The sequence below is a fragment of the Enhydrobacter aerosaccus genome, assembly GCF_900167455.1.
Classification (GTDB): domain Bacteria; phylum Pseudomonadota; class Alphaproteobacteria; order Reyranellales; family Reyranellaceae; genus Reyranella; species Reyranella aerosaccus.
Genome location: NZ_FUWJ01000009.1, coordinates 146940 through 171548, shown reverse-complemented (window position 1 = coordinate 171548; position 24609 = coordinate 146940). Strand labels below are relative to the sequence as shown.

The window sequence follows — 24609 nt, the reverse complement described above, 5'->3', positions numbered from 1 at the left end:
TGTGGCGTGGCGCGCTCCCAGCCGAGACCATGACTTACGACGCGATCATGTCGAGGAAGTCCTGGCGCGCCTTGGCGTAGTTCTTCTCGTACCAGTCGGCGTCGATCTTGGCCTGGACCTTGACGTTCTCCGGCGCGGCCGGATTGATCGCATTGAGCTCGGCCGGCACCAGGGGCGCGGCGGCCGGGTTGGCGGGGCCGTTGCCCATCGCCGCCAGCAGCTTCACCTGCCCTTCCGGCGCCTGTGCCGAGGCGATCCCGACCATCGCCTGCTTGCCGGCGGGATTGCCCTTGGGCACCACCCACAGGCCCGGCTGCAGCAGGCCGCCATCGAACGAGAAGGTGATCTTCTTGTTGGTGTCCTTCTGCAGCAGCACGCCGCGCGTATGCCACAGCCAGCCCATCACCACCTCGCCCTCGCGCAGCATGGTCTGGCTCTCGGCGCCGGTGGACCAGAACAGCAGGTCCTTCTTGATGGCGGCGATCTTCTTCAGCGCCCGCGGCACGTCGAGCGGATAGAGCTTGTCGGCCGGCACGCCGTCGGCCATCAGCGCCAGCTCCAGCATCGCCTGGCTGTCCTTGCGCATCAGCCGCTTGCCCGGATACTTCTGGAAGTCGAAGAAGTCGGCCAGCGTCGGCTTCTCCTTCACCTTCGTCGTGTCCCAGGCCTGCACCGACGAGAACATGTAGTTGCAGACGCCGTACTTGTAGGCGAAGCCCGGCGTCACCTTGCTCTTGTCGACGACCGAATAGTCGATCTCCTCCAGCAGCCCCGCCGGGCCCAGCTCGCCGGTGCCGGCGAGACCGGAATCGACCATGTCCCAGATGACGTTCTTGGCCGTCACCATGGTCTTGATCTTGCCGTTCGACGGCCCGGCGCCGTCGACCACCATCTTGCCGCCGGTCGCCTTCTCGTAGGGCACGGCGAAGGCCTCGGTCATCGCCTTCACCGCATCGCCGCCGAAGTTCGCCAGCACCACTTCCTTGGGCGCGGCATTCGCGCTTCCGCCGCCCAGGCCGGTCGCGGCGGCGACGCCCAGCGCGGTGCCGCCCGTGAGCATGCGGCGGCGCGTCATCGCCATGATCTCCGCTTGGTCCTCGGCGAATGTCTGAAGCCTGGTCATCTGATGTCTCCCTTCGTCTGTGTTGCCCCTCGAGATCCCTCTCTCAAGCGCACGGTAACCCGCGCGCGACTCGGGATGACACTTTGCGGTTTGGCGCACAGCGTGCGTCCCCTGTCCGATGTCATCCCGAGGCGATGCCGAGGGATCTTTCCCATTCAGTCGTGCTCCACGCGGATGGAGGCGTCGGCGTCCCAACCCACCGTCAGCCTGCTGCCGATCGCCGGCGGTCCGCCATGGCGCCAGGTCGGCACCGTGACCGCCAGCCTTCCCGCAACCGTATCCACCAGCAAATGGAAGGCCGTGCCGAGATAGCTGAATTCGGCGATGCTGCCCTCGATCGTGTTGCGCGGACGATCGTCGCCTTCGACCACGCGCATACGTTCCGGCCGCAAGGCCATCAGCACCTCGCTGTCGATCGCCGGCGCATCGATGCCTTTGTGCTCGAACGACAGGCCGTTGCAGCGGAAGGTGAAGCCGTCGGCGCTGCGTCGTTCGACCCTGCCGCTGAGGAAATTGCTCTTGCCCAGGAACTCGGCGACGAACCGCGTCGCCGGACGCTCGTACAATTCGGAGGGTGGCCCGAGCTGCAGCAGCTTGCCCTCGCGCAGGATGGCGACGCGGTCGGACATGCTGAGCGCCTCGTCCTGGTCGTGCGTGACGTAGATGAACGTCAATCCGATCTGGCGATGGAAGGACTTCAGCTCGATCTGCATGTCGGCGCGCAGCTTGCGGTCGAGCGCGCTCAGCGGCTCGTCGAGCAGCATCAGGTGCGGCGCGAAGACGAGTGCCCGGGCCAAGGCCACGCGCTGCTGCTGGCCGCCCGAAAGCTGTCGCGGCAGGCGCTCGGCGAAGGCGCCGAGCTGCACCAGCCCGAGCGCCTCCTTCACCTTCTTCTCGATCTCCGCTCGCGGCGTGCCGCGCACCTCGAGCGGGAAGGCGACGTTGCGGGCCACGGTGAGATGCGGAAACAGCGCATAGCCCTGGAACACCATGCCGAAGTTGCGCTTCTCCGGCGGCAGATGCTCGATCGGCTGACCGTTGAGGCGAATATGGCCACTGGTCGGCGCGACGAAGCCCGCGATCGACATCAGCAGCGTCGTCTTGCCGGACCCGGACGGGCCCAGCAGCGTCAGGAACTCACCGCCGGCGACCGTCAGCGAGACGTCGTCCAGCGCCCTCGCCGCCCCATACTGTTTGGATACCCTGTCCAGCGACAAGGCCTGCAGGCCAGCCATTCAGTTCTTTCGCCTCGCCCTGCCCGATGTCACCGCCATCCGCTCCCCAAGCATCGCCGCGCTGCATCATCTGCGCAATGAGAAGGCCAAACAGCAAACCCTATGCCAAGCGGACGTCTGACGGCCGCGAGAGTCAATGGGCGCCGACGGCGGAAGGTCCGCCTCATCGTCGGGAGATTCAATTTGCTCTGGAATGGCAATAACAGCCGGACCTGCCACGGTCTCTTCATAATGTACCGGTTGCGGGCGGCGCTCAAAGGCGCTCTGATGCTCGTGATGAGCAGGAGGTGCCGATGGAACGTGGATTGCTCGCCCCGCTCAGCCCCAACGAGCAGACGGCCCTGCGTCGTGTCGCCAATGGAATCTCTAAGCCCAAACATCTGCGCCTGACCTCGGTGGAGCGCTTGAAGCATCTCGCCCTGGTCGAGGAGAACGACGGGCGCATCCGGCTCACGCCGCTGGGTGAGCAGCGCTGCCGTACCGACCGGACCGTGGCGGACGTCGCGGCTCCTGCAGCCTGAGCGTTCGTCCTTTCGCATGCCGGTTCATTGGACGATCTCGCATCCGACCCGGCTGGTCGTCGCCGTGGCCAAGGATGAGGTCAGCATCCAGGATATCGAACAGTATTTCGCCGGCGTCACGGCCGGTGGCGCCATGTCCTACCGCAAGATCTTCGAGATCGCGGCCACGGCGCGCGGACTGGACCCGGCCGGGCTGGAGAAGCTCGGTGCCCGGCTACTCTACTACGCCCAGCACGGCCAGGTCGGTCCGGTCGCCATCGTCGCGCCGACCGACGAGAGCTACGCCCAGGCCGAGATCTTCGCCAAGGCTGCCAAGGTCCGCCGGCCACTCGCCATCTTCCGCGAGATGCACGAAGCGCGGCACTGGCTCGACGCCCAGCCGGTCGAGCAGCCCGCCAAGAGCTGACCCGCCCACTGCCGGGACGGCAGCTTGATCTGGCTCAAGGCGACAAGGCCGGCCATGATGCTTCTGGGACAAGGGAGAGACGCGAGGATCCGCCATGCCAGGCTGGGCAACGGTTGGGAAAATCATTCTATTGATGCTGCCGGTCGCGCTGGCCGCCTGCACGGCGCCGATGGAGTGGGAGAAGCCGGGCGTCAGCAAGAGCACGGCCGCGACCGACCAGTCCGACTGCCATATCATCGCCCAGAGCCAGGCCATGCGGATCTATCCGTCCTACATGTCGACCTACGCGAGCGGCGCCGCCGCCATGGCCTCGCAACAACATACAGACACCGATCGCGCCGTCGCCGAAGCCGGCTACTTCGAGTCCTGCATGCGCGACAAGGGCTACGTCCGCCGCAGCGCGCCACCGCCGCCCAATCGATAGCGAACGGCGCTGGCGTCGACCCGGCGCTCCCGGCTACTTCTGCGACATCCGTATGCCGGTCGGCTCGGCGGTGATGTAGCCGACGGCGGCGCCGAAGCGGTCGCGATAGTTGGCGCGGATCAGCGGATCCAGTTCCGGCTTCACCTTGTCGTGCAGCGCCTTCAGCCAGTCGCCGGCATGTTGGAAGTTGCTGGTGATGTAGGTCCAGCCGTTGATCTCGTCGACCGCGTGCAGGCCGGTCGACTCGGCGCCGGCGGGCAGCGACATCAGGCGCGACAGTTCCTTCGTATCGACATTATAGGCCCATAGATAGTTGTTCACGTGGGTGCTGCTGTCCTCGCCGATGAACAGGGTCCGCATCGTCTCGGAGAATTTCAGGTTGTCGGGATTGGCGACGCGGTCGACCGCCGCCAGGTTGCCCAGCGCGTCGGCCGGGATGTCCTCGCCGACCAGCAGCGTGCGCGTCCGCACCGGCATCCACTCGCTGTCGATGGCGGCGCCGGACGTGTCCTTCTGGCCGCCGGCGAGGTCGTGGGCGATGATGCCGCCGGCGACCAGCGGCTTGTCGAGCGCGATGCCGCTCTCGGCATTCCAGCCCTTGCCGCCCTTCACCATCGAATCGACCATGTTCTGCAGGGCCGAATAGGCGACCTTGTCGCGCACGTTCACCGTGGTGCCTTCCATCTTGGTGAAGCCCATGCTGCCGCCCATCAGGTAGGCGTAGCGATGGGTCTCGAGGAAGGCGGCGGCCTTCTCCATGCCGGGTTCGAGCTTGACCCAGTTGGCGACGCCGTTGGCGAAGATGCGCGTGAAGCTCGCGTCGTTGGGATCGGTCTTCGACACGGTCATGATGTCGGACGGCTTCAGCGTGTCGGCGAGTTTCTCGATCTCGGCGCTGGTGGCATGGCCGAGCTTGATCCAGGTGAGCGGCGCGCCGGCACCGGCGGGATCGTTCGAGAAGCCCTCGCCCAGCTTGGCGACATAGAGCGTGCCGGCCGACAGGTCGGCGGGACGGTCGGCGACGAACACGAACAGGCCGCTGTTGGTGGCGTCGTCGCCCATCAGCACGGTGCGCCTGTCCGGCATGACCTGCACCAGCTCGTGCGAGAGGCGGCCGAGACAGTAATGCTTCACCACCGTACCCGTGCCGTCGGGATGCACCGTGACTTCGGGCAAGTGGCCGTAGTGATAGGGATTGGCCTTGGATTCGTCGCCGAACAGGTTGTGGCTGAAGCGCTTGAAGCCCTTGTTGTCGGCGATGAAAGGCGCGTCGGGCTCGTACTCCTCGCTCGACAGATGGGTGTTCCACGGCGACAGGCTGGCGCCGCAGGTGATCCACAGGCCGTGCGCTTTGGAGGTGTCGACGTTGTGATACTTCACCAGCGTCAGCTTGCCCGTGTCCTGGTCCTGGTCGAGCGTCAGCACGGCGATCGGCGACGGCAGGGTGCCATAGGTGTCGGTGCCGGCCTGATCGGCGGTCGTGTATTCGAACTGCACGACCGCGAACACCGGCTTGCCCTTGAGGCCCGGCACCGATGCATCGGATAGCGTCAGCAGCGAGGTGCCGTCGGGCGCGTCGGAGAACATCTGCCGCTCCTTGCCCGGCACCGACCTGTCGATGATCGGTTTGTTGTCGATGTCGACATAACCGCCGGCCAGGATGGTGCCGCCCTTGTCGTCCGGCACCATGTCCCCGGTGATGAAGAAGGGCTGATAGCCCAGCCGGTAGTCGCGCTTGCTGCCGTCGGCCAGGGTGAGCGTCAGGGTCGAGTCGATCGTGGTGGTCGCCATCGCCGCCGGATTGGCCAGCGTCGGCGAGGGCGTCGAGCTGAAGCGGGCCGAGACGAGATTGGCCGGGCTGGCCGCTGCCGGCGCCGCATCGGCGAAGGCGGCGAGGATCGACGAGGCGGCAGTGCCGCCGAGCGGCAGCAGCGGCGCTCCGGCAAGAAGCTTCATCGCATGACGGCGGGAGGAAAGACGCATGGGGGGCTCCGGTCAGGCCGCAGGGGGCGACCGTCGCCGCCGCTGAAGGCCTTTCATTTCAGGGTCCCTCATTGTGACGGTCCGGTTTGACAGTTGGATGACAACGGGATGACGGGCGGATGCGGTGTCATACGCTGCGTTCATCCCGAGCCGAACCGCCGCCAGCCGGGACGAGGCGCGTCGCTTGACACCCGTCCGGGGCATCACTACCCCCGCAGTTGCGTGCTTCCTGAAACATCTCGCCGGCAATGAATCCGATTGCCACTCCTTCGGCCCCGCCGGCCGCTCCTCCCGCTGTTTCCGGTCGCTTGCAGCCCTCCTCGACAAGCGCTTCCTGGCGCCTTGTGCTTCGCCCGGCAGCCGCCCGGTGGCCGGCCGGCAACACCCCAACGAGCGACTGATTCACCATGGCCCTTTCCAGCCCGCATTATCGCGACGACGAGAACGACAGCCTGTTCGCGTCGACTGATCTCTCGACCCCGCTTCCGAAGAAGCATTTCCCGCGTCACGAGCGCGACCCCGGACGCATCTACCAGGCCGTCCGCGACGAGCTTCTGCTCGACGGCAACTCGCGCCAGAACCTGGCCACCTTCTGTCAGACGTGGATCGAACCGGAGGTTCATCGCCTGCTCGATGACTGCATCGACAAGAACATGGTGGACAAGGACGAGTATCCGCAGACGGCCGAGATCGAGAACCGCTGCGTCCACATGATCGCCAACCTGTGGAATTCGCCGGACCCGCTGAATTCCATCGGCTGCTCCACCACCGGCTCGAGCGAGGCGGCGATGCTGGGCGGCATGGCCATGAAGTGGCGCTGGCGCGAGAAGCGCCGCGCCGCCGGCAAGCCCGCCGACCGGCCGAACCTGATCTGCGGCCCGGTGCAGGTGTGCTGGCACAAGTTCGCCCGCTACTGGGACGTCGAACTGCGCGAGATTCCGATGGAGAAGGACCGCCTCCTGATGGGCCCGGAGGAAGTGATCGCCCGCTGCGACGAGAACACCATCGGCGTCGTGCCCACGCTCGGCGTCACCTTCAACGGTCGCTACGAGCCGGTGAAGGCGGTCAGCGAGGCGCTCGACCGGTTGCAGGCGGAAACCGGGCTCGACATCCCGATCCATGTCGACGGCGCCAGCGGCGGCTTCCTGGCGCCCTTCTGCGCCGCCGATCTCGAATGGGACTTCCGGCTGCCGCGCGTGAAGTCGGTCAACGCCTCGGGCCACAAGTTCGGCCTCGCCCCGCTGGGATGCGGATGGATCGTCTGGCGCGAGAAGGACGACCTGCCCCAGGACCTGATCTTCGACGTCAACTATCTCGGCGGCAGCATGCCGACCTTCGCGCTGAACTTCTCCCGTCCCGGCGGGCAGGTGGTGGCGCAGTACTACAACTTCGTGCGCCTGGGGCGCGACGGATACACCAGCCTCCACATGTCCTGCTACCGGACCGCCCAGTACCTGGCCGGCGAGATCGCCGCCCTCGGCCCGTTCGAGATCCTGGCCGACGGCGATCCCGCGACCGGCATCCCGGCAGTCTGCTGGAAGATCCGGGACGGCGTCGATCCGGGCTATTCGCTCTACGATCTCGCCGACCGGCTGCGCATGCGCGGCTGGCAGGTGCCGGCCTATTCCCTGCCGGCCAACCAGCAAGACGTGGTCGTCCAGCGCATCCTCGTGCGGCTGGGGGTGAGCCGCGACCTTGCCGGCATCCTCATCAACGACATCCGGTCGGCGATGGCCTATCTCGGCCGCCATTCCCACAAGGAGGCTGCCATCCCGCGGGAAGGCACCGCCTTCAGCCACTGATCCGCAAATGAAGCGCACAGCGGCCGTCCTGCCGTGGGCGATCTGGGTGCTCTCGGCGCTCTTCGTCGTCTTCAACTACATCCATCAGGTCGTCCCCGACATCATCGCGGCCGACCTGGCCCTCGCCTTCAAGGCAACCGACGCCACGCTCGGCAACATTGCCGCCATCTATTTCTATGCCTATGCGATCCTCCAGATTCCGGTCGGGCTGATCGTCGATCACTTCGGCACCCGCCGGCCGCTGGTCGTCGCCATCCTCGCGGCCGGCCTCGGTGCCCTCGCCTTCTCGCGAGCCGGCAGCTCGGGCGATGCCGAACTCGCGCGCCTCGTCATGGGGGCAAGCTCGGCCTTCTCCTTCATCGGCTGCCTGAAGCTGGTGCAGGAATGGTTTCCGCCGTCGCGCTTCTCGACCCTGGCCGGCATGACCAACACGGCAGGCATGATCGGCGCCGCCAGCGGGGCGCCGGTGGCGTCGGTGGTGAACGTCCTCGGCTGGCGAGCGACGGTGGGCTGGATGGGATGGGCCGAACTGGCCCTCGGCGTCCTCGTCCTCCTCGTGGTCCGGGATCGCGTCCAGGCCGGCAGCCACCCCGAACCCGCACCCCGGCCGGCGCAGATGATCGGCGTGCTGACCGACCCGCAGGTCTGGATCAACGCCGTCTACGCCACCAGCATCAGCCTCGTCTTTGTCGCCTTCGGCGGGCTGTGGGGGGCGAGCTACATCGAGAAGGCCTACGGCATGAGCGCGATCGAGGCCGCCGATGTCGGCTCCCTGCTGTTCCTCGGCGGCATCGCCGGCAGCCTGTTCTTCGGCTGGTGGTCGGATCATCTCGGGCGGCGGAAGCGGCCGATGGTGATCGCCGGCGTCGGCGCCCTGGCGACGATGGCGGCCCTGCTCTACCTGCCGGGCCTGCCGATCCTGGGCTTCGAGGCCGCCATCTTCCTGGTCGGCTTCTTCAGCAGCGCCAACATCGTCTCCTACGCGGTCGCGCGCGATCTCTATCCGCGGCTGGCCGGACTTTCGATCGGCTTCCTGAGCACCTGCTACTACGCCGGCAGCGCCGCCTCGCAGCCGCTGGTCGGCATGCTGCTGGAACGCAGCCAGGCGGGCGGCGGACTGGCCGCCCTCACCGCCGCGGACTACCGCGTCGCCTTCTCGCCGCTGGTGGGCTTCATGGCGGTGGGACTGGTCGCGGCGCTGCTGATCCGGGAAACCCTGCATCCGGCCGGCGCAGCCCGGTTGGCGCCAGGGCTGCCCGGCTAGGGGGCTGCCCGGCCGGTAACGGGTTTCACGCCGGCGCCGCCACGATGGCCGGCTTCGGCGAGCGCGACAGGCTGATCACCAGCAGCGAGGCGATCATGCAGAAGGCGCCGGCCCCGAACAGCGCCGGCAGGTAGGTACCGAACTCGGTGCGGGTGGTGCCGGCCGTGAAAGCCGCCGTCGCCGCGCCAAGCTGATGGCCGGTGAAGATCCAGCCGAAGATCAGCGGCACGCGATCGCGCCCGAACCGCTCCGCCGCCAGCTTCACCGTCGGCGGAACGGTCGCCACCCAGTCGAGGCCGTAGAACACGGCAAAGACCGACAGCGAGACGATGCTGAAGTTCGAGAACGGCAGATAGAGAAGCGACAGGCCGCGCAGCCCGTAGAACCAGAACAGCAGCCAGCGGTTGTCGTAGCGGTCGGACAGCCAGCCCGAGGTGATGGTGCCGATGAAGTCGAAGATGCCGATCACCGCCAGCATGCTGGCCGCGCCGACCGGCACGATGCCGAAATCGCCGCACAGGCTGACCCAGTGGGTCTGGATGAGGCCGTTGGTGCTGAGGCCGCAGATGAAGAAGGTCAGGAACAGGACCCAGAAGGTCTGCGTCCGGACGGCATCGCGCAGGGCGACGATCGGCGCCATCAGCAGGACCCCGAGCCCATGCTGTTCCGCTGGCGGCGGCACGATCGCCGCTTCGCCATAGGGTGGCAGGCCGACATCCGCCGGATAGTTCTTCATCAGGAGCAGAACGAGCACGAAGGCGAGGCCCAGCACGATCAGGACGAAGGTGAGCGCGGGCCGCCAGCCGAGCGAAGTGGTGAGGTTCGCCAGCAGCGGCAGGAAGACGAGCTGGCCGGTGGCGTTGCTGGCCGTCATCATGCCGACCACGAGGCCGCGCCGCTTGCTGAACCAGCGCGTCGCCACGGTGGCGCCGAGGACGAGCGCCGTCATGCCGGTGCCGAGGCCGACGATCACGCCCCACAGGATCATGAGCTGCCAGATCTGGGTCATGAAGAACGAACCCAGCAGGCCGGCCGAGATGGTGACGATCGCCGTCAGCACCACCTGCCGTACGCCGAAGCGGTTCATCAGCGCCGCCGCGAACGGTCCCATCAGTCCGAACAGAACCAGCCGCACCGCCAGCGCGCTGGAGATCTCGGCATTGGTCCAGCCGAACTCCGCCTGCAGCGGCTCGATCAAAACGCCGGCCGAGCCCATGGCGCCGGCCGTCGACAGCATGGTGAGGAAGGTCGCCGCCGCGACAGCCCAGCCATAATGAATGCCAAGCCGGTCCAGGAGCCGCTTCAGGCCGGACGCCGGGGCTGCCGGTGTCTCATCGATCCGTGTTTCATCGATCGTACTCATACGCCTTCACCACTGTACTGTTTTGGGGTCCCGATGCGCCTCGTTGACCGAAGCGCACAGCGTCATCCTTGCGGCGGCACGGTCCGTTCGCCGGTGCCGTATCCATCGACCGTGTCCGCCACTGCCATCAACCGGCGGGAGTCGAGAGGGCCTTCTCGAAGCGGGCCGTGAAATCGTCCGAGATCAGGACGTGCAGCGCCTTGCGCAGGGCCTCGGACTCGGCGCGGCCGAAGGCGACCTCGAACCCCTTCTGCGCCCTGTCCAGCAGCGCATCCGTCTCGGCGAGCTTGTCCCGGCCTCGCCGCGTCAGCCTGATCAGCCGGCTGCGGCGATCCTCAGGATCGATGGCGATGGCGACCAGCCCGTCGCGTTCGAGTGGCTTGAGCGTGTGGGCCAGGGCACCCGAATCCATCACCAGCGCCTCCGCCAGCCGGCCGACCGTGGCCGGTTCCAGACGACCGACATGGGCCAGCAGCGCCCGCTGCGAGGTCTTCAGACCGCTCGGGGCAAACACCATGTCGTAGAGGAGCGAGATGCGCCGCGTCGCCTTGCGCAACGCCGTACAGCTGCAGCGCACGACGCCGACCGCCTCGGTTTTCCGTTCTGCCATTCCGTCTCCAGCTTCTCCGACATTATCAGCATATGCTGATAATCGAGCAACCGCGTAGACGCATGGCTGCCACGCAGCGCGAATGGGACCGCCGGCATCGCTGATCCCTCGGCCCTCGGCATGACCTTGCGCTTCTCCAGCGTGCGCCCGTTTCCCGAACGCGCTAGCGTGATGGAGGGATTTCTTTCGGGGACTCTGATGCGGATGAATCGATGGTTCCTCGGCCTGGCTACGGCCATGGCGATCGCGCTGCCCGCCGGAGCGCAGACGGTCGACCGGCTCTACGTTATGGATTGCGGGCACAACGCCGCGACCGACCAGGCGCGATGGTCGCCGGGCGTCAATACAGGCAAGCCAATCGGCCTTTCCGACAGCTGCTACCTCATCCGCCACGGCACGCAATGGCTGCTGTGGGACACCGGCTATCCCGACGCCATCGCCGACAAGCCGATGACAAACGCGCTCGGCACGGCGACACGGGCGAAGAAGCTCGTCGCGCAGCTCGCCGAGATCGGCGTGAAGCCTGACGATATCGCCTACGTTGCCGTCTCGCATACGCATGGCGACCATGTCGGCAACGTCGATCTGTTCCCGGCGGCGACGCTCCTGATTCAGAAAGCGGAAGTCGATTGGGCTTTCGCAGAGGGCAAGACCCCGCCCTTCAGGAAGGACCGGCCGATGCGCGAACTCGCCGGCGATCTCGACATCTTCGGCGACGGCAGCGCGGTCATTCTCTCGACGCCCGGCCACACGCCGGGGCACCAGTCGCTGCTCGTGCATCTGCCCAGCACCGGCTGGGTCGTCCTGACCGGCGATGCGGCGCACTTCAAGGACAACTGGGACAATGACCGCGTGCCATCCATGAACACCAGCGCCGACCAGACCCACGCCTCGCACGCCCGGCTGGCGACCATCGTGGCGGCGAAGAAGGCCCTGCTCTGGATCAACCACGACCAGCCCACCTTCGAGAGCCTGAAGCACTCGCCGGCCTTCTACGAATGATCCCCATGCCCGACAATGATGGACCATGCCGCCTGCGCATTGGAGGGAACGTCCAACGCGGCGCCTCGGTCCCGACAGTCGTGCTAGGGTGCGGATAAATCGGGAGTGAAATCATCATGAACACGCACAAGGTCCGCCTCACCTCTCTCGCGCACGGCGGCGGCTGCGGCTGCAAGCTCGCGCCTTCCGTGCTGCAGGAGTTGCTGGCCGATCAGCCGGCGGCCGCGGTCTACAAGCAGCTGCTGGTGGGCACGGAGACCTCCGACGACGCCGCCGTGTGGCAGGTGGATGAGAACACCTGCATCATCGCCACCACCGATTTCTTCATGCCGATGGTCGACGATCCCTACGACTTCGGTCGCATCGCCGCCACCAACGCGCTGTCGGACGTCTATGCCATGGGCGGCAAGCCGGTGATGGCGCTCGCCATTCTCGGCATGCCGGTCGACAAGATCCCGACCGAGATGGTGCGCGAGATCCTGAAAGGTGGCGCCGCCGTCTGTGCCAGCGCCGGCATCCCGGTGGCCGGCGGCCATTCGATCGATTGCCCCGAGCCGGTCTACGGCCTCGCCGTGATCGGCACCTGCCGGCCCGAGCAGGTGCGCAGGAATTCCGGCGCCAGGGCCGGCGACGCGTTGATCCTCACCAAGCCGATCGGCGTCGGCATCTACTCGGCGGCGATCAAGAAGAGCGCGCTGCCGCCTCCGGCCTATCCCGAGATGATCGGCACCACGACGCTCCTGAACAAGGTCGGTACCGAGCTCGGCACCGATGCCGACGTGCACGCCATCACAGACGTCACCGGCTTCGGCGTATTGGGCCATGGCCTCGAGATGGCACGCGGCTCCGGCCTCACGCTCGTCCTCGAGGCGGATGCCGTGCCGTTGCTTTCGGAAGCGGCGGCGCTGGCGCAGCAGGGCTTCGTCACCGGCGCCTCGCATCGCAACTGGGCGAGCTACGGCCACGACGTGCGCCTGCCCGAGGGCCTGCCCGACTGGCGCCGCCACCTGCTCGCCGATCCGCAGACCTCCGGCGGCCTGCTGGTTGCCTGCGCCCCGGAGCGCGCCGACGCCATCGTCCGGAAGATCGCCGCCGCCGGTTATCCCGCCGCCCGAGTCATCGGCCGCGCCGAATCGGGTGAACCGGTGGTGAAGGTGATCGCGTAGGAGCGAGGTCTTCGGCCCGATACCCGACAAGGCGCGGCCCATATCGCCGCACCAGGGGGTAAGGGCCATAATCGTGGATCGGTGCGGTGCGGGCTCAGGTTGCCCGCAGGGCCCGCACCCTCATCCTCCCGACATCCGCTCGAGACCTGGCCCCGCCGCCGTCGCCGCACGACGTCGACGTTCCCGGCGAGGCTTCGGCCTCGCGCCTGGCCTTTGGCCCGCTGCCGCCCGGCGAGACACTCGATCCCGCTGCCCGCGAAGCGGCCGGATATGCCAACATCACCCGCGCCGCCGAGCTGCAGAACCAGTTCCTCGATCGCCAGCGCGAGATCCTCCACACCGGCCCCGATGCCTTCCTCAACACGACCGGCCGCGACGCCCTGCTCGGCGCCGACGATGCGCTGGCCAGACTGGAGGCCGCCCGCCAGGAGACGCTCGACCAGGCCGGCACGGAGACGCAGCGGCGCCTGCTGCGCGAGGCGCTGGGCGCGCATCGCACCGTCGAATACGCCACCGTCGGCGATCACATCGGCCGCCAGACCCGCGCCTGGCGTCACGCCACCGCGGCCGCCCGCCTCGACCAGCTCCACCGCCAGGCCGCGCTCGATCATGCCGATCCCGGCGCCATCGAGGCCCTGCACGCCGCCTCCGACAGCACTTTCCAAGAGCTGGCCCGCACGCGGCCGTGGACCGGAGCAGGCGCCGGCATCCTGCCGGAGCCCGGCGACACGCCCTCGATCTGGCGCATCGCCATCGAGGCGGCGCTGGGCAAGTTCGACTACCCCAGCTCGATCGTCCTCCATGCCCGCGCCGGCGAACGGATCGATCCGTCCGAGCGCGTCCTCCTCGATCCGCTGATCGCCGCCGCGCGCGAGCATCTGGCCGGACAGGACTATCTCAACGGCCTCGCCCTGCCCGACACCCACGACCTCGATGCATTGGAGGCTGCGCACCAGGCCGCGACGACACAGAACGAATCGGACTGGCCCGACAATCCCAGCCAGCGCGCCACCAACCAGCATTTCATCGACGTCGCCTTCGGCACCAGGAAGCGCGAGGCGCTGAAGGCCCGCGCCGAACGGGACCGCGCCGTCACCGACTGGCTCGCCCAACCCGCCCCGGACGGCGGCCCGCAAACCCGCCGCCCGCCGCTCACCCTCTGGACGAAGCTCGATCCGCAGCAGCAGCGCGAAACCGATATCGTCCTGGCACAGAATGCTGGTGGGTCACCGGATGCAGAGCACCGAGCAAAAGCCGACAGTCGCCGTGGAACTGCTCCCAATGTGGAACCGCCTCCCGGAAGTCCAGACTATGAACGCGCCACAAGGGAACTACTGCCAGAAGTCGCCGATCCCTTCAGTGGCCTTGCGCATTGGCTGTTCGGTCGCGGTGAACCTGTCCGCTATCGTTTCGATGATATCGACACAAGTTCGGTAAGGCCCGAGCAGTTTTCCGAAGTGCAGAGAATCCTAAATGAGGGGAAGCCGGGTACGTACAAGATAGAAGGCACGAAGCCTTTCTGGGCCGGGAACAGATTTAACTCCAGGTTCTTTGTTGGAAACATAACCCTCAAAATGGACGGCAAGCTCGTGCTTCGAGAAGACGGTAGCTATTCGTTCGAAGGCAAATTGAGTGCTCTGCCGGATCGATATCGAATGTACGGGGGGAGCCACCGAAAGGAAATAGACGAAGACGTCACGCGGATTGGCGAAGCGTTGGGTTCACTCGGGCATCGAGACTACACGGTCTTCATTCTTGGCGAGAAGCCGATCAGCTCGTCAGGAAAGCATGCTCGTTGAGGACAGCGCTCAGTCGCAGGATGCGCTCGACCGATCAATTGTCGGCGTCGGTCAGCGCCAGTGCGGCAGCGGCGCGCTGCGCGATATCGTTGTCTCTCGGCGTTCCATGGAGGCGGGCCAACCGCTCCAATGCCTCGCGACCGTAGCGGGCTCCCTCGAATCGCAGCAGCCCATAGTCGAAGGCGTCTGGCGCAACCCGTCCTGAAACAAGGCGCGAATACTGCGCCTGAACTGCCAGGCGCGCGGGATCAGCGAGAGGCGTGGAGATCGCTATCAGAACCAGTCCGGCGAAGGGTACGGCGAGAAGATTCGTGTTCGCCAGCCTCCGCAGCTTCGCCCCGGATGCAATTGCCGTCCAACCGTAGCCAGCGGCAAAAGGTGCGGCAATCGTCATCCAGGCAAGGACAGTCATCGATGCCGGTGTCGCACCGTTTGTCTCGTACGCGGTTGTCCAAACCACGGCGGCTCCGGCGACCAGGGGCGCGATCAGAATGGCGCCAGCCCATCGGGCGTGCCGCAGAAGTCGGCTCCCCGCACGACCTTCCGGCCACGGTCCGGCATTGATCAACAGGATCAGCAGCGCCGCGCAGCCCAGCAAGGCGGCCGAAGCAGATCCCTCCATCGGCGTTCCGCCCGAAAGGAACAGCGAGCATGACAAGGCAATGGCCAGCACGACCGTCGCAGGCAGAAGCCAGCATAGTGACGCCAGCAGGACGGCCCGTGTGGCACGCACTCCCGATGACCATCGAGTCGTGGCTGCGAAGGCCAGATGGATGACGCCGATCGTAAGAAGCAGGATCCCGGGGGCGTCCAGCCGAGGCGTGCCTTCAACGATATCGGCGGGCCGGACGAGACTGGCGACCGAGACTATCCCTCCATAGGCGAGGAGAGTCGCCAAAGCCACCAGGAGCAGGCGGACGATCAGTGTCCAGGAGTAGTCGCGGGAGGTCGCGGCAGTGGGCGGCCATCGCCGGTCGGCAGCCGTGGCCGTCACCAGACAATGGAAGATCAGGAGGATGATGCCCAGCCGAGCCGTGAAACCGCACCAGAACAGGAAACCGCTCGGCCCGCTTGCCGTCCGATCACGCAGTACGGCGAACGTGGCCAACCCAGCGCAAAGGATGGTAGCGGCCGCCATCCAGGCGAACAGCCATTTTGGAGATAGTTCTCCAATGCCCGCAGCGGCTACAACAGGCACGAAGATCGCCACCATCAGTACAGGAGCGAAGATCAGGTCGTCAGTGGGCGACCGATAGCTCTCCCGCAGGCCGAACAGAACAGAGGCCTGCAGAATGGCAACGGCGGCGCGGATGGCGGCGATTGCAAGGCGATCACGCCGGAGGAGCCGGCCTGTCATGCCAACTCTCGCACCTGGAACGATCCAAACGGCGGGACCCCGATACCTTCCTCCATAAGGCCAACGAATTCGACGGCTCCAGAGAAGGACGTGACGATGGAAGTCGCCATGGAACTTGGATCTCGCGGCGGGATCGTTGGCGTCGGAGCGACATCATGGACCAGAAAGACGAAAGGCCTGCTGCAATCACGACGGCCCACAGGCCATCCGGCGAGTCCCGAGGATCCGGCGCCCCGAGTCCCCAATGGGTAAGGTGTCCGACAGAGGTGCCAAGGGCGAAGATCGTACAAGCCTTGGTCAGCAGGCCATCACATCGCGACAAAGCAAGGACCATCGCACAGGCAAACCACGTCAACGGCAAGGTCACAAGGAACCAGCCAATGGCACCCGGCAGGAGCTCCACGATATCCGGGAATCGCGGATGCATCAGAACCACTCGCTTGCCGGCCCGCACCGCCGAAGGCAGATCCGCCCCCAGATGATCGCCACAGGGATCGCCGCCAGTCCGGCGCAAAGATAAGCCCATGTCGGCACGAGCTCGGGGAAACAACTCTCCAGAGAAGGGTCCACCACCATGCAAACGACGTTGAAGAACAGAAGATATGGCATAACCGCGCCGACAATTATGGCGATAGCGACAGGGATGAGGGGATCGGCAAGAAACTTTGCCCAGGACATCGCCAGGAGACCGTCAAAGGCAATTGTCACAAGCGCATAGGCCCACAGGATGACGAAGAATGAAATAGTCACCCGGGCGGCAAACCCCGCAACGCCCAAAGCGGTTCCCGCGATCTTCTTCAGGAGTTCATTCCTGGGCTCGTTCATCTCGCGAGAACTATCCACGAGAATCACCTATAATGGAAGCTATCCATGGTTGCATTCCCGAACGTGCGAGAATTTGCCGATCGGCGCGCGGTGGCGTCGGAACGGCATCGGCGCCTTTCGCTCGATGGTGCGGGCATGATGCGCGCATGCATAAGACAATGCACGCAAGAGAAAGGCTTTGCCTTCTAGTGTTATCGCGAAACGAAGGAAGATCCAGATGCGCAGGAACACTGCTGAACAAGTAATCGATGCAATGAAGGGAGTGGATGCGGCCATCAACCATCTCATCACGTCGATCAGAGCGATCGAAGATGACGCGGAACGATCAGGGATGCTCCACTTCATCGCCGATCTGATCAGCGATCTGTATATGCAGATCACCCTTCCAACCATCAAAGACTATCCGGAACTGCATCCTGATTTTCCCGATGGGAGTTTTCAGTGGCAAGACTACGAGCAGTTCGAAAGAGTGCGATCTCGGCTCGAACAGGCGTCTCGCCTCGCACGGGGCGTATCGCCAGTGAAGAAGGATCAATCTTGACTTTCAAACATCGATTCTCGCGGACGAGGTAGAAGCCAGCAGCAGACTGAGAGCGACACCATCGAACACTGCCTGCACTTCATCGACGTGGCCTTCGGCACAAAGAAGCGCGACTCCATCCTGCAGATCCTGCAATTTACAGAACGGTCCTCGAACTCCGAAGGAATGGTACAGGCGTGGAGCTGGAGGCGAGATTTAAAATGGCACAGCAACTCGTAAAGGTGTGCATCAAAATCGATGCCTCCGAGTGGCATGGACACGCGAACGAGTCCATTTGGGCGGAACCGGTTTCAGGACGATCGCTGCTGTTCCGAGTGGCCAACTCACCTTTTTTCGCAAGGGGTATCAGCCACAACGATGTAGTAAAGGCGCTACCGACTGAGGATGGGCTGGTGTTCGACTTTGACCGCGTCGTCGAAAGGAGCGGACATTCGACTTACATGATCCTTGCCGAGTCCGATGGATCGCGGTTCTGGACCTGTTGGGACGCGCTTGAGCGAAAAGGGTGTTCATATGAGAGCACGCACATAGATCTCAGTGTTGGCCGCCGGCTGTTACTCTCCGTCGATGTCCCGTCTTCAGCCGACGTCCGGGAAGTGTATGACCTTCTTGAAAGGGGAGAAGCAGATCAAGTCTGGCTGTTCCAGGAAGGGTATGCTTACTTGGCTTAATTGAAGAGCGCGACCGCGCGGAACCAGGCCGACTGGCCCGACAATCCCCGCCAGCGCGCCACCAACCAGCATTTCATCGACGTCGCCTTCGGCACGAAGAAGCGCGAGGCCCTGAAGGCCCGCGCCGACCTCGCCCGCGCCGTCACCGACTGGCTCGCCCAGCCCGCCCCGGACGGCGGCCCGCAAACCCGACGCCCCCCTCTGGACGAAGCTCGATCCGGAGGATCAAGCGACAATCGATGAAACTCTTGATCTAAATGCCAATACCGGCACAGCAGAAAGATACTTGCCGGCATCACCCAGCGTCATACCTGTTGCCCGTTCCGCCTTGGAACAAACAGAGTGCCATGAGGAATGCGTTCAAAAGTACGAACAAGGTCTGTTCGGCAGCAGACCGTCGGCCTTCTTCGCCTATCGGCGATGCATGAGAGATTGCCTTCGCAAAAAGGGCGATGACAATTACTTGTGGCCACCCAATGACTGAGGAGCAAGATGAAGCGCGAGTTGGCCAACCGAATAGCTGGGGCAATGAAGCAGGTGGAGCGTTCGCTCGGCGCTTTGGATGAGGCTATTCGCGATGTCGAAAACGAGGCGGAGCGCAAGCAGATGCTCCGCACCGTGATCGAAGCCGTTCACAACCTTCATCAGCACATCAGTGTTCCTGTCGCTCGGCGATACCCTGACCTGCATCCCGACGGTCACGGCCGAACGTATTAAGGTGATAACCTGCAGGTGATCGCCGCGACAGCGGCCGGTGTCTCCATACCTGTGAAACAATGCATCCCTGGCACAAGCTCCGGAAGCTAGGTTCCAGACCATCAGAGGCCGACACGCCTGAACGATGCAGGAGACACACAACGTCTTTTCCGCAGGTGACGCTAGTGGATAAAATCCAACGGAGGAGTCCCGAAGGGGATTCCCGATCTGGTGGTGGCATGCGACTTAGGGTGAAGCCACACGTTCGAATCGTGTCGGGCGCGCCACCTCCCTCTAGATGTTGGGATTGAGACGTTATTGCGAAGCTCCCAATCTTTGTCCCTCGCCGACCGTAGGTTGCTTAGTGCGCAACCATGAAGCGCTCGCCGCTAACAGCGTTTTCGGGAACAGCCCTCTCGATTTCGGAAAGGGCCTCTTTTGAGAGGTGCAAGGGCGACCTCAGTGCTTCAGTCAGCCGTTCGACGGTGCGAGCGCCGACGAGGGGAATGATGTCCGCCCCCCGGCTAGCAACCCATGCGATCGCTGCTTGAGCCGCTGTGATTCCTTCGCTTTGGGCAACTTTCGCCAGCGCAGCCGCCAGCCGTTCATTTCGCGTAAGGTTTTCGCCCTGAAAGCGCGGATACAGGACATTGCGAAAGTCACCTTCGCCGCTGCCCTTGCTGCCGGTAAGCAAACCTCTGCTCAGGACCCCATAGGCCGTGATCCCGATTCCCAACTCGCGGCAAAGCGGCAGTATTTCATGCTCGATATCCCGCGACATCAGGCCGTATTCAAATTGCAATGCTGTGATGGGTTGCGTCCCGTGCGCGCGCCGGATCGTATTGGCATCCACGTTGGTGATGCCGACGTGGCGCACATAGCCTTGCTGAACGAGATCTCCGATCGCTCCAATCGTATCTTCGATTGGCACTGCGGGATCCAGTCCCGTTTGATAGAGATCGACATGGTCGGTCCCTAGGCGTCGGAGACTATACGCCAACGCGGTCTTGACCGATGCGGGACGTGCGTCGATGCCGAGAAACGCACCGTCGGGTCCGCGCTGCGCACCGAACTTGACCTGAATGAAAGCCTGATCCCGTTTGCCGCGCAACGCCTCGGCCAGGAGCATTTCGTTATGCCCCATGCCATAGAAATCGCCCGTGTCGAGAAGCGTGACGCCAGCCTCTAGCGCCGCAGCGATCGTGGCGAGCGCCGCTTCGCGGTCGCTGTGACCGTAGAATTCCGACATGCCCATACAGCCCAAGCCGAGAGCCGAGACTTCAGGACCTCCTTTGCCTAATCCGCGCTTTGCCAACGCCATCGCCGACACTCCTGTCGTTTGTAATTTCTTGCTGTTCGCAAAAAATATGGGCGACATTCGAAACTTGCATTCCAGAAGCTCTCTGTCTTTTGCCTAATCCTATCAATCCTCTTCTCTCGAGCTGAGGTCGGGCTTATGAATGCAAAAATGGAAGAGCTTCTCAAACGCATCCGCGGTCGCGTTCTTGGCCATGCGCCAGGTCCGGGAGGCGTTACGGCGATCCCCAACCTTTTCCTGGCGGTTTTGGCGCATCGGACAATTCCAGCCATGACCTTGTGCGATCCAATGATCTGCGTGGTCCTGCAGGGCGTGAAGCAGGTGTTGATCGGGGGAAACGTCCTTCGCTTCGAAGCCGCGAGTTGCTTTGCCTCAGCAATCGAATTGCCGGCAATGGGCTGCATACTCGAGGCGGATGTGGAAAGGCCTTACATGGCGGTAGCGCTGACGCTCGACCGCGACGCGCTGGCTTCCCTCGTCGGCGATGCAGCGGCCGAATCGGCGAGAGCGGGTCACCGCAACGGGTTCGGTGTCGAGCGAGGGACTACCGCACTGCTGGAAGCGATGGAGCACTTGCTCGCACTTCTGGACACTCCGGAAGACATTGCCGCGCTCGGCGCGGGACGTGAAAGGGAAGTTCTATATCGTTTACTGCAAACCGGACACGGCGACATGCTACGGCAGGCAATTCGCCAAGGACACGGAATTGAAAATATTCGACGATCCGTTGCGTGGATTCGGCAGAATCTCAATCAAACACTTCGAACCGAGGCGCTTGCGGCAATTGCAGGCATGAGCGTTCCATCATTCCACCGTCATTTTAAAGCGGTGACGTCATTGAGCCCTCTGCAATACCAGAAAACCTTGCGCCTGCAGGCCGCACGAAGACTGCTCGTGACGAGTTCAGACACCACGCACGCGGCATTTGCAGTGGGATACGAAAGTGCATCTCAGTTCAGCCGTGAATATTCCCGATTATTCGGGATTCCACCTTCCAAGGACGCTGCACGCATGCGAGTTGAATCAAAGGATCCCGACGAATACGGTATTTGAGCTGAGCAAAAACTCACCATCGAAGACAATTGGCGCCAAATCGCCTAGCGGATGAAATCTAGCGGAGGAGTCCCGGATGGGATTCCCGATCTGGTGGTGGCGTGCGAGTCGGGGTAATGCGAGCGGAGCGGTCTGGTCGGGCTACTCGGCGATATGTCGTTGCTGGAAGACGGCGAGCCAGCCGACAGCGCCATCGTCGAGGACTGGCAGGATGCCGTGCAGTTCGCTCTGGCCGCAAGCAAGGCGACGTCGCTGACGGACAGCCAGGCCTATACGGCGATGTACTGGCTCATCGAGCAGTTGCGCGTCGCCATCGACTCGGAGGAGCTGGGCAGGCTGCTGCAGGAACTGGCGACGCGGCCCGACGGGCTGCCGGCCGATCCCGCCATCGCCGCACTCTGGGAAGAAGCCGTGCAGTATGCACGAGCCGGCGGCGAGGCCGGCCGGCTCACCTTCGGTCCGCCGCAATAAGTCGGCGCGGGGCGATCGTCGGAGATCAGCCGAGGGTACGTCTCGGTCTATCGATGGCAGGACGGCGATCGTCCTCCAGGCCCGCGCCGGCGACCGCATCGATCCGGCCGAGCGTGTCCTCCTCGATCCGCTGATCGCCGCCGCGCGCGAGCATCTGGCCGGACAGGACTATCTCAAGGGCCTCGCCCCGCCCGACACCCACGACCCCGATGCATTGGACGCCGCGTACCAGGCCGCGGCGACACAGAACGAATCGGACTGGCCCGACAATCCCAGCCAGCGCGCCACCAACCAGCATTTCATCGACGTCACCTTCGGCACGAAGAAGCGCGAGGCCCTGAAGGCCCGCGCCGACCTCGCCCACGCCGTCACCGACTGGCTCGCCCAACCCGCCGCGGACGGCGGCCCGCAAACCCGACGCCCGCCACTCCCCATTTGGACCAGGCTCACCGACGACGAACGACAGACCGTCGACGACCGGAGCGTCGTCGCTCCCGCCGTGCGATCTCCGCTGCGTCTGTCGCTCGTCCCATCGAGCACGGCCTGGAGCCGGTGAGACGGTGTCTGCTCGTCTTTCTCAATCCGATGCGCAGGCAGATCGTTGGCAACGCCCACGCTCGCTTCACCAGCTTCGATCCGGCTCTGGTTTCACCACTTCGTCACCCGGAACCTAGATCCACCTCAGCCAGTCATGCCAGATCAGATTCCCCAGGTATCGCCCGGGGACGAGGGTGAAAAACCCCGCGATCACGCAGGCGCCGAAGTAGACGCCCAGCATATGCCGCCGATGCCGGCGGATCTCACCGCGTGACAACGCCCGGAACGCCATGAAGAGATTGATCAGCGTGAACGGAATCAAAAGGTGAATCGGCGAGAAGCCGGCGATGCTGAAAGACAGCGTGCTGCGGATGAACATCGCGCTGACCGCCGTCACGATCATCAGCGTGACCCAGGCATAGCCGAAGGCGCGATGCAGCACCGGGCGCTGGCGCGCGCCGAGGCGCGCCCAAAGAGCGACAGGCCCCAGGGCCGTGGCGAGGAGCGCCACCGTCATGTGGACGGCGACGATGGGTGTGAGGGTCATGGCAGGGTCATGGTGCTTGCGAGGCCAACTTCAGAGTATTCGCTCGAGGCGCTTCTCGACCTCGCGCTTTTGCCGCCCCGTCGGCAGCGAGATCAAGTCGAAGACGCGCAAACCATAGTGCGTTGCAGAAGGCGACGCACTGGACGATGCCGGCCTTGGCCTCGACGCATCGGCGCGCCTCATGAACGTGCCTTGCCTGGCCCGACAATGGCGCGATAGGTGGTCGCGATCAGCTCGTCGACCAGGGGCGGTGGGACTTCGCGGCGCTGCAGGTGCTGCTTCACGGCGGCGGTCGGCACCTCGGCCAGCACGAAGGTGGCGCGCCTGATCTGCGACGTACCGGCCCGCCCGAAAGCGTCGCGCGCGAATGTTTCCAGGCAGGCTTCAAAGCGCTCTGTTTGCTCCCGCACGCCGCGCCTGAGCGCCGCCGGCCATTCTCCCTGCACGAAATCGTGGCGGCTGTAGAGCAGCAGCAGGCGCGCATCGTCGAGGTTCGCCCGCACCCAGGCCGGCGTGTGCAGCGCCGCGGCGAGTCCGTCACCGGCCTCGATTGTCTGCACGAAACCTTCCTGGTAGGCGAGCACGGTAGCGAGCCACAGCTCGCCCAGCAGGGCGTCGCGCGAGGCGAAGCGGTGATAGAACGAGCCTTTCGGCGCCTTCAGGCGCGCGGCAATGGCGTCGACCGTCACCGCCGCCGGCCCGTTCTCGGCCGCGAGCGCGCGGGCGGCGGCAAGGAAGTCGGCATGACTGAACAGGGAGCGTCCCATAGTTCTAGACTAATACGTCTAGACTCTCTCGTCTACATATGGCAGCACAGGCACGGACCAGTCTTCGAACAAGGGAGTCTCCGATGTTGGAAGCGAGAACCGAAACCCAATCCACCGATGTGGCGCAGCTCCTGGCCGGAGCGGCCCGGACGATCGAGAAAGTGCGCTACTGCTGGCTGGTGACGACGACGCCGGAGGGCCACACCCGGGCGCGGCCGATGGGCCGGTTGCTGCACGATCCCGACGAAGACGACTGGCGCATCCGCTTCGTCACCGATGGCCGCTCACGCAAGACGGCCGACCTCGCCCACGACGGCACGGTCAGTCTCGTCTTCCAGCACGATCCCAGCGATGCCTATGTGGCGGTGAGCGGCCGGGCGGTGCTGCGCGCCGAAGAGAGCGAGGTGCGGCGGCGCTGGAAGAACGCCTACGAGGCCTACTTTCCGACCGAGCAGGACCGCGCCCATGCCGCCTTCCTCGAGCTCGATGTCGAAGCCATGGAATTGTGGATTCGCGGCGTCACGCCGGAGCCGTTCGGCCTGGCGCCGACCGTGCTGAAGCGTCAGCCCGGCGGGCGCTGGCATCTCGTGCCGCTCCTGTCACGGTGATGCGGCAGGGTGCTCGGCCGGCGGCGTCGGCTGCGGATCCGTCACCCTGGTCGTCAGCGATCGTACCGGCACACGGACGAAGCAAGCCCTGACCAGGGGAGCGCAATAGGCGTCCGGCGCCGCGGTCGCGTCCTTCTCGCCGTTGTAGCGAATGCTCGCCACGCGGCCATTCTCCAGGCGCGCAATGATGTGGCAATAGCCGCCGCCGGAGAAGCTGATGCCGCCCACGATCGGCAGCGTCACAGCGATGCCGCCGCTGCTGGTCGAGGACGCGCCGTCATAGGAAAGGATGGTCGTCTGCCCGAACTCGGCTCTGCGATTGGGTACCCCGAGACAACTATCGAGGTCGCGCTCGGAAAACCCGACCAGTCCGGACTGGGCCTGGTGAGCCAGGCGCGAGTCGTTCAAGGAGCAGCCAGACAGTCCGGCGATGCAGGCCAGCGGCAGGACGAAGGTGCGCATGGAGGGACCGCCCTTGGTATTGTGAAGTCGCGGGTATCGTGACGTCGCGTATCGAGCC

27 protein-coding genes are annotated in these 24609 nt (G+C 64.7%); 16 read left to right on the top strand and 11 right to left on the bottom strand.

The genetic code is table 11. From position 1 onward, the window contains the following. Window positions 1-34: 34 nt before the first annotated feature. Both B5D62_RS24895 and B5D62_RS24890 read right to left on the bottom strand, forming a co-directional pair. The gene (locus B5D62_RS24895) at window positions 35-1123 is read right to left on the bottom strand and encodes an ABC transporter substrate-binding protein (protein WP_085936757.1); all 1089 of its coding nucleotides are present in this window, start codon (window positions 1121-1123) and stop codon (window positions 35-37) included. Window positions 1124-1278: 155 nt separating this feature from the next. Continuing rightward, window positions 1279-2358, bottom strand: a complete 1080-nt coding sequence (locus tag B5D62_RS24890; RefSeq protein ID WP_085936756.1) for an ABC transporter ATP-binding protein — start codon at window positions 2356-2358, stop codon at window positions 1279-1281. A gap of 293 nt (window positions 2359-2651) precedes the next feature. On the opposite strand from B5D62_RS24890, the gene B5D62_RS24885 reads away from it, so the two are divergent. The 3 genes from B5D62_RS24885 (at window position 2652) to B5D62_RS24875 (ending at window position 3709) form a co-directional block, all read left to right on the top strand. Next, entirely contained in the window at window positions 2652-2879 is a 228-nt protein-coding gene (locus B5D62_RS24885) for a hypothetical protein (RefSeq protein WP_085936755.1), read from the top strand. 16 nt (window positions 2880-2895) lie between these two features. Next, window positions 2896-3285: a hypothetical protein gene (locus tag B5D62_RS24880; protein ID WP_085936754.1), complete on the top strand. Its 390-nt coding sequence runs from the start codon at window positions 2896-2898 to the stop codon at window positions 3283-3285. Window positions 3286-3379: 94 nt separating this feature from the next. Then, a complete protein-coding gene (locus tag B5D62_RS24875; protein ID WP_139374077.1) occupies window positions 3380-3709 on the top strand; it encodes a hypothetical protein in 330 nt (109 codons plus the stop codon). 33 nt (window positions 3710-3742) lie between these two features. On the opposite strand, the gene B5D62_RS24870 is transcribed toward B5D62_RS24875, so the two are convergent. Continuing rightward, entirely contained in the window at window positions 3743-5692 is a 1950-nt protein-coding gene (locus tag B5D62_RS24870) for a PhoX family protein (RefSeq protein ID WP_085936752.1), read from the bottom strand. Between the two features lie 407 nt (window positions 5693-6099). Here B5D62_RS24870 and gad point away from each other — a divergent pair, with 407 nt between their 5' ends. Together gad and B5D62_RS24860 are read left to right on the top strand one after the other, a co-directional pair. After that, window positions 6100-7494: a glutamate decarboxylase gene (gene gad / locus B5D62_RS24865; RefSeq protein ID WP_085936751.1), complete on the top strand. Its 1395-nt coding sequence runs from the start codon at window positions 6100-6102 to the stop codon at window positions 7492-7494. Window positions 7495-7501: 7 nt separating this feature from the next. Beyond that, complete coding sequence (locus B5D62_RS24860; RefSeq protein WP_085936750.1) at window positions 7502-8758, top strand: MFS transporter; 1257 nt, start codon at window positions 7502-7504, stop codon at window positions 8756-8758. 25 nt (window positions 8759-8783) lie between these two features. On the opposite strand, the gene B5D62_RS24855 is transcribed toward B5D62_RS24860, so the two are convergent. Both B5D62_RS24855 and B5D62_RS24850 read right to left on the bottom strand, forming a co-directional pair. Further along, window positions 8784-10121 carry an MFS transporter gene (locus B5D62_RS24855; protein WP_085936749.1) on the bottom strand — a complete coding sequence of 446 codons (1338 nt, stop codon included), beginning with the start codon at window positions 10119-10121 and terminating at the stop codon, window positions 8784-8786. Between the two features lie 127 nt (window positions 10122-10248). After that, window positions 10249-10731, bottom strand: coding sequence for a MarR family winged helix-turn-helix transcriptional regulator (locus tag B5D62_RS24850; protein ID WP_085936748.1), 483 nt, complete (start codon window positions 10729-10731; stop codon window positions 10249-10251). A 198-nt stretch (window positions 10732-10929) separates the two neighbouring features. Here B5D62_RS24850 and B5D62_RS24845 point away from each other — a divergent pair, with 198 nt between their 5' ends. From B5D62_RS24845 to B5D62_RS24835, 3 genes are all read left to right on the top strand, one after another. Continuing rightward, window positions 10930-11733, top strand: coding sequence for an N-acyl homoserine lactonase family protein (locus B5D62_RS24845; protein WP_139374076.1), 804 nt, complete (start codon window positions 10930-10932; stop codon window positions 11731-11733). Between the two features lie 116 nt (window positions 11734-11849). Then, window positions 11850-12899 carry a selenide, water dikinase SelD gene (gene selD / locus B5D62_RS24840; RefSeq protein ID WP_085936746.1) on the top strand — a complete coding sequence of 350 codons (1050 nt, stop codon included), beginning with the start codon at window positions 11850-11852 and terminating at the stop codon, window positions 12897-12899. Between the two features lie 86 nt (window positions 12900-12985). Beyond that, a complete protein-coding gene (locus B5D62_RS24835) occupies window positions 12986-14698 on the top strand; it encodes a lipid II-degrading bacteriocin (protein WP_085936745.1) in 1713 nt (570 codons plus the stop codon). A gap of 34 nt (window positions 14699-14732) precedes the next feature. Here the strand turns inward: B5D62_RS24835 and B5D62_RS24830 are convergent, their stop codons facing one another. Together B5D62_RS24830 and B5D62_RS24825 are read right to left on the bottom strand one after the other, a co-directional pair. Further along, window positions 14733-16055: a hypothetical protein gene (locus tag B5D62_RS24830; protein WP_085936744.1), complete on the bottom strand. Its 1323-nt coding sequence runs from the start codon at window positions 16053-16055 to the stop codon at window positions 14733-14735. A 426-nt stretch (window positions 16056-16481) separates the two neighbouring features. Next, on the bottom strand, window positions 16482-16880 hold the full coding sequence (locus B5D62_RS24825) for a hypothetical protein (protein WP_085936743.1): 399 nt from the start codon (window positions 16878-16880) through the stop codon (window positions 16482-16484). A 217-nt stretch (window positions 16881-17097) separates the two neighbouring features. Here B5D62_RS24825 and B5D62_RS24815 point away from each other — a divergent pair, with 217 nt between their 5' ends. The 4 genes from B5D62_RS24815 (at window position 17098) to B5D62_RS33080 (ending at window position 18809) form a co-directional block, all read left to right on the top strand. Then, a complete protein-coding gene (locus B5D62_RS24815) occupies window positions 17098-17421 on the top strand; it encodes a hypothetical protein (protein WP_139374075.1) in 324 nt (107 codons plus the stop codon). Window positions 17422-17621: 200 nt separating this feature from the next. Beyond that, window positions 17622-18092 carry a DUF4265 domain-containing protein gene (locus B5D62_RS24810; RefSeq protein WP_085936740.1) on the top strand — a complete coding sequence of 157 codons (471 nt, stop codon included), beginning with the start codon at window positions 17622-17624 and terminating at the stop codon, window positions 18090-18092. Then, a complete protein-coding gene (locus B5D62_RS24805) occupies window positions 18093-18335 on the top strand; it encodes a hypothetical protein (RefSeq protein WP_085936739.1) in 243 nt (80 codons plus the stop codon). Between the two features lie 249 nt (window positions 18336-18584). Next, a complete protein-coding gene (locus B5D62_RS33080; protein WP_139374074.1) occupies window positions 18585-18809 on the top strand; it encodes a hypothetical protein in 225 nt (74 codons plus the stop codon). Window positions 18810-19149: 340 nt separating this feature from the next. Here the strand turns inward: B5D62_RS33080 and B5D62_RS24795 are convergent, their stop codons facing one another. Continuing rightward, entirely contained in the window at window positions 19150-20109 is a 960-nt protein-coding gene (locus B5D62_RS24795; protein ID WP_085936737.1) for an aldo/keto reductase, read from the bottom strand. 147 nt (window positions 20110-20256) lie between these two features. Between B5D62_RS24795 and B5D62_RS24790 the strand changes: the two genes are divergently transcribed. The 3 genes from B5D62_RS24790 to B5D62_RS24780 all read left to right on the top strand — a co-directional run bounded on the left by B5D62_RS24790 (window position 20257) and on the right by B5D62_RS24780 (window position 22186). Continuing rightward, a complete protein-coding gene (locus B5D62_RS24790) occupies window positions 20257-21159 on the top strand; it encodes an AraC family transcriptional regulator (protein ID WP_085936736.1) in 903 nt (300 codons plus the stop codon). 153 nt (window positions 21160-21312) lie between these two features. Further along, window positions 21313-21630, top strand: a complete 318-nt coding sequence (locus B5D62_RS24785) for a hypothetical protein (protein WP_085936735.1) — start codon at window positions 21313-21315, stop codon at window positions 21628-21630. Then, on the top strand, window positions 21578-22186 hold the full coding sequence (locus B5D62_RS24780; protein ID WP_085936734.1) for a hypothetical protein: 609 nt from the start codon (window positions 21578-21580) through the stop codon (window positions 22184-22186). The genes B5D62_RS24785 and B5D62_RS24780 overlap by 53 nt, the downstream gene beginning before the upstream one ends. 114 nt (window positions 22187-22300) lie before the next feature. On the opposite strand, the gene B5D62_RS24775 is transcribed toward B5D62_RS24780, so the two are convergent. Together B5D62_RS24775 and B5D62_RS24770 are read right to left on the bottom strand one after the other, a co-directional pair. After that, window positions 22301-22714 carry a DUF2306 domain-containing protein gene (locus B5D62_RS24775; protein ID WP_085936733.1) on the bottom strand — a complete coding sequence of 138 codons (414 nt, stop codon included), beginning with the start codon at window positions 22712-22714 and terminating at the stop codon, window positions 22301-22303. 179 nt (window positions 22715-22893) lie between these two features. Continuing rightward, window positions 22894-23481: a TetR/AcrR family transcriptional regulator gene (locus B5D62_RS24770; protein WP_085936732.1), complete on the bottom strand. Its 588-nt coding sequence runs from the start codon at window positions 23479-23481 to the stop codon at window positions 22894-22896. Between the two features lie 83 nt (window positions 23482-23564). Between B5D62_RS24770 and B5D62_RS24765 the strand changes: the two genes are divergently transcribed. Beyond that, on the top strand, window positions 23565-24089 hold the full coding sequence (locus tag B5D62_RS24765; RefSeq protein WP_170921120.1) for a pyridoxamine 5'-phosphate oxidase family protein: 525 nt from the start codon (window positions 23565-23567) through the stop codon (window positions 24087-24089). Here the strand turns inward: B5D62_RS24765 and B5D62_RS24760 are convergent. After that, the gene (locus B5D62_RS24760) at window positions 24081-24551 is read right to left on the bottom strand and encodes a hypothetical protein (RefSeq protein ID WP_085936730.1); all 471 of its coding nucleotides are present in this window, start codon (window positions 24549-24551) and stop codon (window positions 24081-24083) included. The two genes, B5D62_RS24765 and B5D62_RS24760, sit on opposite strands and share 9 nt — an antisense overlap. Between the last annotated feature and the right edge of the window lie 58 nt (window positions 24552-24609).

Coding starts and splice junctions, on each gene's coding strand:
- B5D62_RS24895 (WP_085936757.1), bottom strand. CDS start 1,123: ATGACCAGGCTTCAGACATTCGCCGAGGACCAAGCGGAGATCATGGCG.
- B5D62_RS24890 (WP_085936756.1), bottom strand. CDS start 2,358: ATGGCTGGCCTGCAGGCCTTGTCGCTGGACAGGGTATCCAAACAGTAT.
- B5D62_RS24885 (WP_085936755.1), top strand. CDS start 2,652: ATGGAACGTGGATTGCTCGCCCCGCTCAGCCCCAACGAGCAGACGGCC.
- B5D62_RS24880 (WP_085936754.1), top strand. CDS start 2,896: ATGCCGGTTCATTGGACGATCTCGCATCCGACCCGGCTGGTCGTCGCC.
- B5D62_RS24875 (WP_139374077.1), top strand. CDS start 3,380: ATGCCAGGCTGGGCAACGGTTGGGAAAATCATTCTATTGATGCTGCCG.
- B5D62_RS24870 (WP_085936752.1), bottom strand. CDS start 5,692: ATGCGTCTTTCCTCCCGCCGTCATGCGATGAAGCTTCTTGCCGGAGCG.
- gad (WP_085936751.1), top strand. CDS start 6,100: ATGGCCCTTTCCAGCCCGCATTATCGCGACGACGAGAACGACAGCCTG.
- B5D62_RS24860 (WP_085936750.1), top strand. CDS start 7,502: ATGAAGCGCACAGCGGCCGTCCTGCCGTGGGCGATCTGGGTGCTCTCG.
- B5D62_RS24855 (WP_085936749.1), bottom strand. CDS start 10,121: ATGAGTACGATCGATGAAACACGGATCGATGAGACACCGGCAGCCCCG.
- B5D62_RS24850 (WP_085936748.1), bottom strand. CDS start 10,731: ATGGCAGAACGGAAAACCGAGGCGGTCGGCGTCGTGCGCTGCAGCTGT.
- B5D62_RS24845 (WP_139374076.1), top strand. CDS start 10,930: ATGCGGATGAATCGATGGTTCCTCGGCCTGGCTACGGCCATGGCGATC.
- selD (WP_085936746.1), top strand. CDS start 11,850: ATGAACACGCACAAGGTCCGCCTCACCTCTCTCGCGCACGGCGGCGGC.
- B5D62_RS24830 (WP_085936744.1), bottom strand. CDS start 16,055: ATGACAGGCCGGCTCCTCCGGCGTGATCGCCTTGCAATCGCCGCCATC.
- B5D62_RS24825 (WP_085936743.1), bottom strand. CDS start 16,880: ATGAACGAGCCCAGGAATGAACTCCTGAAGAAGATCGCGGGAACCGCT.
- B5D62_RS24815 (WP_139374075.1), top strand. CDS start 17,098: ATGCGCAGGAACACTGCTGAACAAGTAATCGATGCAATGAAGGGAGTG.
- B5D62_RS24810 (WP_085936740.1), top strand. CDS start 17,622: ATGGCACAGCAACTCGTAAAGGTGTGCATCAAAATCGATGCCTCCGAG.
- B5D62_RS33080 (WP_139374074.1), top strand. CDS start 18,585: ATGAAGCGCGAGTTGGCCAACCGAATAGCTGGGGCAATGAAGCAGGTG.
- B5D62_RS24795 (WP_085936737.1), bottom strand. CDS start 20,109: ATGGCGTTGGCAAAGCGCGGATTAGGCAAAGGAGGTCCTGAAGTCTCG.
- B5D62_RS24790 (WP_085936736.1), top strand. CDS start 20,257: ATGGAAGAGCTTCTCAAACGCATCCGCGGTCGCGTTCTTGGCCATGCG.
- B5D62_RS24785 (WP_085936735.1), top strand. CDS start 21,313: ATGTCGTTGCTGGAAGACGGCGAGCCAGCCGACAGCGCCATCGTCGAG.
- B5D62_RS24780 (WP_085936734.1), top strand. CDS start 21,578: ATGCACGAGCCGGCGGCGAGGCCGGCCGGCTCACCTTCGGTCCGCCGC.
- B5D62_RS24775 (WP_085936733.1), bottom strand. CDS start 22,714: ATGACCCTCACACCCATCGTCGCCGTCCACATGACGGTGGCGCTCCTC.
- B5D62_RS24770 (WP_085936732.1), bottom strand. CDS start 23,481: ATGGGACGCTCCCTGTTCAGTCATGCCGACTTCCTTGCCGCCGCCCGC.
- B5D62_RS24765 (WP_170921120.1), top strand. CDS start 23,565: ATGTTGGAAGCGAGAACCGAAACCCAATCCACCGATGTGGCGCAGCTC.
- B5D62_RS24760 (WP_085936730.1), bottom strand. CDS start 24,551: ATGCGCACCTTCGTCCTGCCGCTGGCCTGCATCGCCGGACTGTCTGGC.